The organism is Mameliella sp. AT18 (assembly GCF_028807275.1).
GTDB lineage: Bacteria > Pseudomonadota > Alphaproteobacteria > Rhodobacterales > Rhodobacteraceae > Antarctobacter > Antarctobacter albus.
Map to the genome: position 1 here is coordinate 1 of NZ_JARAMO010000221.1, position 6989 is coordinate 6989.

Here is a 6989-nt window from a genome sequence, read left to right on the forward strand (position 1 = left end):
GACCGAAGGGAGACGGGGGCAGCGCCCCCTGCGGGGGTCGAATTATGCCTGCGGCCCGGGGTCCGCACGCGATTGTCATTGCCGGCGCCATAGGCGCAGGTTCAGGCCGATTGGGGCTCCGCCCTTTCGCGGCTCAAAGGCGCCACTGGCGCCTTTGTCGGGCTGCGCCCGGACCGCCGCTCACCCCTCGATCTTCGTCAGGTCGGCAACCTGCAGGCAGGTCTGACGGATGCTGGCCAGCATGTTCAGCCGGTTGCGGCGGACCACCTGGTTCTCGGCGTTCACCTGCACCGCCTCGAAGAAGGCGTCGATGGGCGCGCGCAGACCGGCCATCGCTTCCATCGCGGCGCCGAAATCCTCGTCCTTCATCGCGGGCGCGATGCGGGCCTCGGCGGCTTCGAGCGCGGCAAAGAGCGCGCGTTCCTCGTCGGTCTCGGCGAATTTCACGTCGGCGCCGAAACTGTATTCGACGCCGTCCTTCTCCTCGGCCTGCGCCAGGATGTTGTTGGCGCGCTTGAAGCCCTGCAACAGGTTCTCGCCGTCGTCGGTCTTGAGGAAGGCGGACAGCGCCTCGGCCCGGGTGACCAGCAGGCGCAGATCGTCGGTGCCCGGCATCGCAAGGCAGGCGTCGATCACGTCATGGCGGATGCCCTGGTCGCGCAGCCAGACCTTGAGCCGGTCGTGGAAGAAGCCCAGCAGGTCGTCGCTCAGGTCGGGGACGGGGGCCACGACCGGGGCGATCTCCTTGCCCCCGGTCGAGAGACGCTCACGCAGGGCGGCCCAGGCGGCGCCAAAGACGCCGTGATCGGCGATCTCGTCCACCAGTTCCTCGAGCTCGGCCAGCTGGGTGTCGTCCAGGTCGCCGTTCTTGAGCGCGATCTTGTGGCGCACCAGTTGCGCGTCGATGAAGCGGTCGAGGTTGAGCCGCAGCCCGTTTTCCAGCACCAGCCGGATCACGCCAAGGGCGGCACGGCGCAGGGCATAGGGGTCTTTCGAACCGGTGGGTTTCTCGTCGATGGCCCAGAATCCGGTCAGCGTGTCCAGCTTGTCCGCCAGCGCCACGGCGACAGAGACCGGCGCCGTGGGCACCGCGTCAGACGGGCCAAGCGGCGCATAGTGGTCTTCGCAGGCGGCGGCGACCTCGGCCGGCAGGCCCGCGGCCTCGGCGTAGTAGCGCCCCATCAGTCCCTGAAGCTCGGGGAATTCATAGACCATCTCGGTCGACAGGTCGGCCTTGGCCACATCCGCCGCCTCGCCGGCCAGGTGCCGGTCGGCACCGACGGCGGGCGCGATACCGCGCGCCAGGGCGGTGATCCGCGCGATCCGGTCGCGCTGGGAACCCAGCGCATGGTGAAAGGTCACGTTGCCCAGCCGCTCGGTCCAGGCCGACAGCCCTTCGGACCTGGCCACGCGCAGGTCGTTTTCCCAGAAGAACTTGGCATCCGACAGACGCGCCGCCAGCACCTTCTGGTTGCCGGCGAGGATCGTGGCGCCGTTGTCCGAGGTCTCGATATTGGCGACGGTCACGAATTTCTCGATCCGGCCCGTGGCCGGGTTCTTCACCGAGAAGAATTTCTGATGTTCCTTCATCGAGGTCTGCAGCACCTCGGGCGGCAGGCCCAGGAACTCCTCGGCGATGTCGCCCATCAGCACAACGGGCCATTCCACCAGCCCTGCCACCTCGCGCAACAGGCCCTGGTCCTCGACCACCTCCAGCCCGCGGGCAAAGGCCATGTTGGTGGCGTCATGCCAGATCGCATCGGCGCGCGCCTGCGGGTCAAGGATGACGAAGGCGCGTTTCAGGCGGGTCTCGTAGTCCTCGAAACCCGTCACCTCGAAGGCGCCGTCGCCCATGAAGCGATGGCCCTCGGTGGTCTGGCCGGCCTTGATGCCGTCGATGTCCAGGTCGATCGGATGATCGCCGGCCTCATCCGTCAGCAGGCACAGGATGCGGTGCAGCGGGCGCACCCAGCGAAGCGATCCGGCGCCCCAGCGCATCGACTTGGGCCAGGGGAAAGTGCGGACGGTCTTTTCAAGCTGCTCGGCCACGATCTCGGCGGCCGGGCGGCCCGGGGTGACAACGGTGGCATAGTAGAAGGCGCCCTTTTTCTCCTCGCGCTCTTCGAGCTGGTCGCGGGTGACACCGGCGCCGCGCATGAAGCCCTCCAGCGCCTTGTCCGGTGCGCCGACCTTGGGGCCGCGCCGTTCCTCGCGCAGGGTGGGGCTTTCGGCACTCAGCCCGTGCACGGTCAGCGCCAGGCGGCGGGGCGTCGAAAAGGCCTCGGCCCCGGAATAGGTCAGCCCGGCCTCGACCAATCCGTCCGTCATCAGTTTCTTGAGGTCCTGGGCCGCCTTGCCCTGCATGCGGGCGGGGATCTCTTCGGAGAAGAGTTCGATCAGAAGATCGGGCATTTATTGATCCTTCTCGAAACTGTCGCGGTCGGGGCAATCGTCCCCCAGCGGCGTGCCGTCATAGGCCTTGTCGCCGCAATCGTTGATCTCGTGCCAGACATAGCCGCGGCCATCGTCGGTGATCGCCACGACACGGTCGATGCCGAATTCCATGTTGCGGTGGCCGGTAAAGACGCGGGCGGTGCCGGCCTCGATCGCGTCGCCGATGGCATCGGCGTCGAAACAGTCGAACCAGCCGGGGGCGTTGCGCGGCTCTGCGCCCTCGTAGGGTTTGTAGGTCTCTGCCGCCTCGGCGGGTGTCAGCGTGGTGGTGAAACAGGCGCGGTAGCGGATCGGCGAGCTGTCGGCGTCGATGCCCCGGAAATCGGCATAGGGGATCGCCGTGCGGCTGCCGTCCTGCGTGGTCAGCATGACGTCATCCGTCCCCGAAGGCACCACGTCCTCGTAGAAGTGGTAGACCTGCAGGTAATAGATCGAGACCCCCGCGATCAGGCCGCAGAGGACGATGGCGATGGCCATAAGCTTGCCGAGGGTCACGCGGCGTACCCCCCGGCCTCGGTCTGGGTGAAGGCATCGGCGCACATCTTGGCCAGCGTACGGACGCGGCCGATGTAGCTTTGCCGTTCGGTGACCGAGATCACGCCGCGCGCGTCCAGCAGGTTGAAGATGTGGCTGGCCTTGATGCACTGGTCATAGGCGGGATGCGCCATGACGATGCGGCGGTCCATCTTGGGGTCCTGCGCCTCCTGGTCGAGGATGCGGGCGCATTCGGCCTCGGCCTCTTCGAAGTGGCGCAGCAGAACCTCTGTGTCGGCCACGTCGAAGTTCCAGCGCGAATATTCCTCTTCGGTCTGGCGGAAGACGTCGCCATAGGTCAGCGGCTGCGGGCTTTGCGGATCGTTGAAGGGCATCTCCATGACGTGATCGACGCCCAGGACATACATTGCCAGCCGTTCGAGGCCATAGGTCAGCTCTCCCGAGACAGGCGTACAGTCATGCCCGCCAACCTGCTGGAAATAGGTGAACTGGCTGACCTCCATGCCGTCGCACCAGACCTCCCAGCCCAGGCCCCAGGCGCCCAGCGTCGGGCTTTCCCAGTCGTCCTCGACAAAGCGCACGTCGTGCAGCGCCATGTCGATGCCGATGGCCTCGAGCGACCCGAGATAAAGCGCCTGAAGGTCCGGCGGGCTGGGTTTGATCAGCACCTGGAACTGGTAGTAATGCTGCAGGCGGTTCGGGTTCTCGCCATAGCGCCCGTCGGTCGGACGGCGCGAGGGCTGGACATAGGCCGCGGCCCAGGGGCGGGGCCCGAGCGCGCGCAGCGTCGTGGCCGGGTGGAAGGTGCCGGCGCCGACCTCCATGTCGTAGGGCTGCAGAATCGCGCAACCCTTGCCCGACCAATAGGTCTGGAGGCGCAGGATGATCTCCTGGAAACTGCGAGGCTTTTGCGGGCTCCCGGCCATGTCAGGGCTCCTTTTTTCGGCTGGCGCCTGATTAGGGCGGTGCGCGGGCGGGGTCAATCTGATAGGAGGTCTGCGCCTCACGTCCTTTTGGCGTGCATATGCCGGGGCTTCTGTTAAGACTCGGTCGGTGGATAAGGTTGAGATTTCAGAGCCAAAGGGTCCCTAACTCCCATGATACAAAGACTAATTTCGGTCTTCTTCGCGATGGTGCTGGTCGTCGCCTCGACGTTGGTGCAGCACGGTGCCTCGGCGCAGGCGGCGGATGACATCGTCTTCATCCAGGTCGAGGCGCGCACCTCGCTGGCCAGCGCGCAGGACAGCGTGCGTGATTACTCGGGCCGTCTGCCCGACGTGAACGGCTTTGCGCTGGGCGGCGGCTGGTACGGGATCGCGCTGGGGCCCTATACCCGCGCGCAGGCCGAGGCACAGCTGAACGCGCTGTTGCAGGCGCGGCGCATCCCGGCGGACAGCTACATCGAGCCGCGCGAGACCTTTGGCCAGCAGTTCTGGCCGGTCGGCGTGAACAACGACGGCGCCCCCGTGGTGCCGGTGCCGCAGGACACGGCCGATCCGGCGGCACAGCCCACGCCCGCGCCGCAGGCCGACCCGGTGGCCGAGGCGCCCGTCACCGCGCCCGAGCCCGTGGTCCCCGCGATCCCCGAGGAAACCCTGCAGGAGGCCCGCGCCTCTGAACGTGCGCTGACCCGCGAGGAACGCGATGCGCTGCAGATCGCCCTGCAATGGGCCGGGTTCTACGAAGGGGCCATCGACGGCGCCTTTGGCCCCGGCACGCGCGGGTCCATGTCGCGCTGGCAGGAGGCCAACAACTTTGATCCGACCGGCGTGCTCAGCACGCGCCAGCGCGCGGTCCTGTTGGGACAGTACAACGCCGTGCTGGACGGCATGGGGATGGAGCTGGTGCAGGATGCGCGCACCGGCATCGCGATGGAACTGCCGCTGGGCGTGGTCGAGTTCGACCGCTACGAGTCGCCCTTCGCGATTTACAAGCCCAGGGGCGACCTGGGCGCGCGGGTCATCCTGGTCAGCCAGCCGGGCGACGCGGGCAACCTGGCGGGCCTGTATGAAATCATGCAGACGCTGGAGATCATCCCGGTCGAGGGCGAGCGCCGCCGCGATGCGCGGGGCTTTACCATCACCGGCCAGAACGACCGTATCGTGACCCGGTTCGAGGTCGGCCTGCAGAACGGCGAGATCAAGGGCTTTGGCCTGGTCTGGCCGGCCGGTGACGAGGAACGCCGCACCCGCGTCCTGAAGATCATGCAGGACAGCTATACCCGCATCGACGGCGTGCTTGACCCGGCACTGGTCAGCGACGATGGCCAGGCGGTCGACCTGGTCTCGGGTCTGAAGGTGCGCACCGCCAAGGCCAGCGCCACCGGCTTTTTCATCGAGGCGCGCGGCACGGTGCTGACCTCTGCCGCGCTGGTTGCCGGCTGTGAGCGGGTGACGCTGAACGGCGTGCATGACGCACGCGTGCTGGTCGTGAACGAGGAACTGGGCATCGCCGTGCTGACCCCGGTCGAACAGCTTGCGCCGCGCCGCGTGGCGCAGTTTCGCTCCGGCGAGTTGCGGCTGCAATCCGAGGTGGCCGTGGCCGGGTTTTCCTTTGGTGGCGTGCTGACCGCGCCGACGCTGACCTTTGGCACGCTCGAGGATCTGCGCGGCCTGGGCGGCGAGGACCGCATCAAGCGGCTGGCGCTGTCGGCGCTGCCGGGCGACGTGGGCGGCCCGGTCTTTGACAGCGGCGGCACGGTTCTGGGGATGCTGCTGCCCAAGGAAGCGCCCGGCGGGCGTGTTCTGCCGGAGCAGGTGAGCTTTGCCGCCAAGGGCGAGATGATCCTGGATTTCCTGCGCGACAACGGCATCCAGCCGGTGGCGCGCGGCGGTCTGACCCCGCTGGCGCCCGAGGACCTGACCAACCTGGCCGCCGAAATGACGGTGCTTGTCAGCTGCTGGTAAACCTGCCGAATGCGCAGCGCGAATGCCGCCCCGGTCGTCTGACCGGGGCGGTTTTCTTTGTGCCTTTGCCCATTTGGGCGGATGCAAGGCCGGCGGCCGCCGGAAACGGATCGCAAGCGCCGGAGTGCCAATCCCGGCCCTGGGGGCGTCGAAACACCCCGTTCTGCGCAGATCGAACGGACCCCGAGGGAGGGGTGCTGATCCGGTTTGCTGGTCGACCGGGAGCGGTTTTGCCCGATCCCGGTTAACCCTTGGTTTCCGCACCGTGCGGTGCCTAGCCGCGCAGCCGGTGATGCAGCAGGATCGGCACCACCAGGTCCTCTTCGTCGGTCAGGTGCCGGGCAAGGAACCCGCGCAGCGTCTCCGACTGGTCACGCACCGGGCGGGCCTCTTCTGCCATCTGGCGCGGCTCCAGCGAGGACAGCTGTACCACCCGGTTGGCCGACCGCGTGAAACGGTCCAGCAGGTCGTCCAGCGCGACATGGTCGCTTTCCAGCATCTCCAGCCCGGCGGCAAAGCGCGGGTCGGCGGCCTCCAGCTCTGGAAAGAACCTGCGGTCCTCCCAGCTGTGGTGCCCGTGCAGGTTGCGCACCAGCAGGTTGCCGAAATGCGCCAGACGCCCGGCATAGGCCTGGTCCTCCATCTCCTTGTCCAGGAAAGCCTCTGTATCCTCCTGCAGGATCTCGCCAAGCTGGCGAAAGCCCTGGTGGGCGCGCATCCAGTTGCGGGTGCTGTCGGCAAGTCCCGGGTGTGCCTGCCAGCCATCGCGTGGCAGGTCCCGGAGCAGGGTCTGCATTTCAGTGGGCAGACCGCTGCGGGTCTCGATGTCGTAGGTCATGCGACCCAGATGGGCCGAATGTTATGATATAACAACTTGCGCGCTTGCACAGGGCAGGGGCCCCGGACGCACAGCAGGATGACCGGGGCCGAAACTCAGAGGGCAAAGTCATCCGCCGTCAGCCCGGTGACATTGGCCACCCGGATCTCGGCATCGGCGTTGCCATCGCCATCCACGTCCAGCTGCACGATGGTCGAACCGGTGGCGGTCTCGAACAGGCGCAATTCGGGGTTGCCCGAGGGGGCGAAGCCTGCCGTGCCGCGGAACTCGAAGACACCGGGGCTGAGGCCCGCGAC

5 protein-coding genes and 1 pseudogene are annotated in these 6989 nt (G+C 67.3%); 1 reads left to right on the plus strand and 5 read right to left on the minus strand.

Annotated features, from left to right (window positions below; translation table 11 throughout):
- Window positions 1-180 precede the first annotated feature (180 nt).
- Genes glyS through PVW46_RS19375 form a run of 3 tightly spaced genes read right to left on the minus strand, consistent with a single transcriptional unit; the run spans window position 181 to window position 3875 of the window.
- Entirely contained in the window at window positions 181-2412 is a 2232-nt protein-coding gene (glyS, locus tag PVW46_RS19365) for a glycine--tRNA ligase subunit beta (protein ID WP_069209919.1), read from the minus strand.
- Window positions 2413-2931 carry a DUF6446 family protein gene (locus PVW46_RS19370; protein ID WP_069209918.1) on the minus strand — a complete coding sequence of 173 codons (519 nt, stop codon included), beginning with the start codon at window positions 2929-2931 and terminating at the stop codon, window positions 2413-2415.
- Window positions 2932-2945: 14 nt separating this feature from the next.
- Window positions 2946-3875, minus strand: a complete 930-nt coding sequence (locus PVW46_RS19375; RefSeq protein WP_043144307.1) for a glycine--tRNA ligase subunit alpha — start codon at window positions 3873-3875, stop codon at window positions 2946-2948.
- A gap of 171 nt (window positions 3876-4046) precedes the next feature.
- On the opposite strand from PVW46_RS19375, the gene PVW46_RS19380 reads away from it, so the two are divergent.
- A complete protein-coding gene (locus tag PVW46_RS19380; protein WP_069211537.1) occupies window positions 4047-5855 on the plus strand; it encodes a trypsin-like peptidase domain-containing protein in 1809 nt (602 codons plus the stop codon).
- A 274-nt stretch (window positions 5856-6129) separates the two neighbouring features.
- Here PVW46_RS19380 and PVW46_RS19385 read toward each other — a convergent pair whose 3' ends face one another.
- Window positions 6130-6693: a hemerythrin domain-containing protein gene (locus PVW46_RS19385; protein WP_069211538.1), complete on the minus strand. Its 564-nt coding sequence runs from the start codon at window positions 6691-6693 to the stop codon at window positions 6130-6132.
- 95 nt (window positions 6694-6788) lie between these two features.
- Window positions 6789-6989, minus strand: a pseudogene (locus PVW46_RS19390) (hypothetical protein); the annotation flags it as partial.

Excerpts from the sequence above, each read along its gene's own strand:
- glyS (WP_069209919.1), bottom strand. The coding sequence starts at position 2,412 with ATGCCCGATCTTCTGATCGAACTCTTCTCCGAAGAGATCCCCGCCCGC.
- PVW46_RS19370 (WP_069209918.1), bottom strand. The coding sequence starts at position 2,931 with ATGGCCATCGCCATCGTCCTCTGCGGCCTGATCGCGGGGGTCTCGATC.
- PVW46_RS19375 (WP_043144307.1), bottom strand. The coding sequence starts at position 3,875 with ATGGCCGGGAGCCCGCAAAAGCCTCGCAGTTTCCAGGAGATCATCCTG.
- PVW46_RS19380 (WP_069211537.1), top strand. The coding sequence starts at position 4,047 with ATGATACAAAGACTAATTTCGGTCTTCTTCGCGATGGTGCTGGTCGTC.
- PVW46_RS19385 (WP_069211538.1), bottom strand. The coding sequence starts at position 6,693 with ATGACCTACGACATCGAGACCCGCAGCGGTCTGCCCACTGAAATGCAG.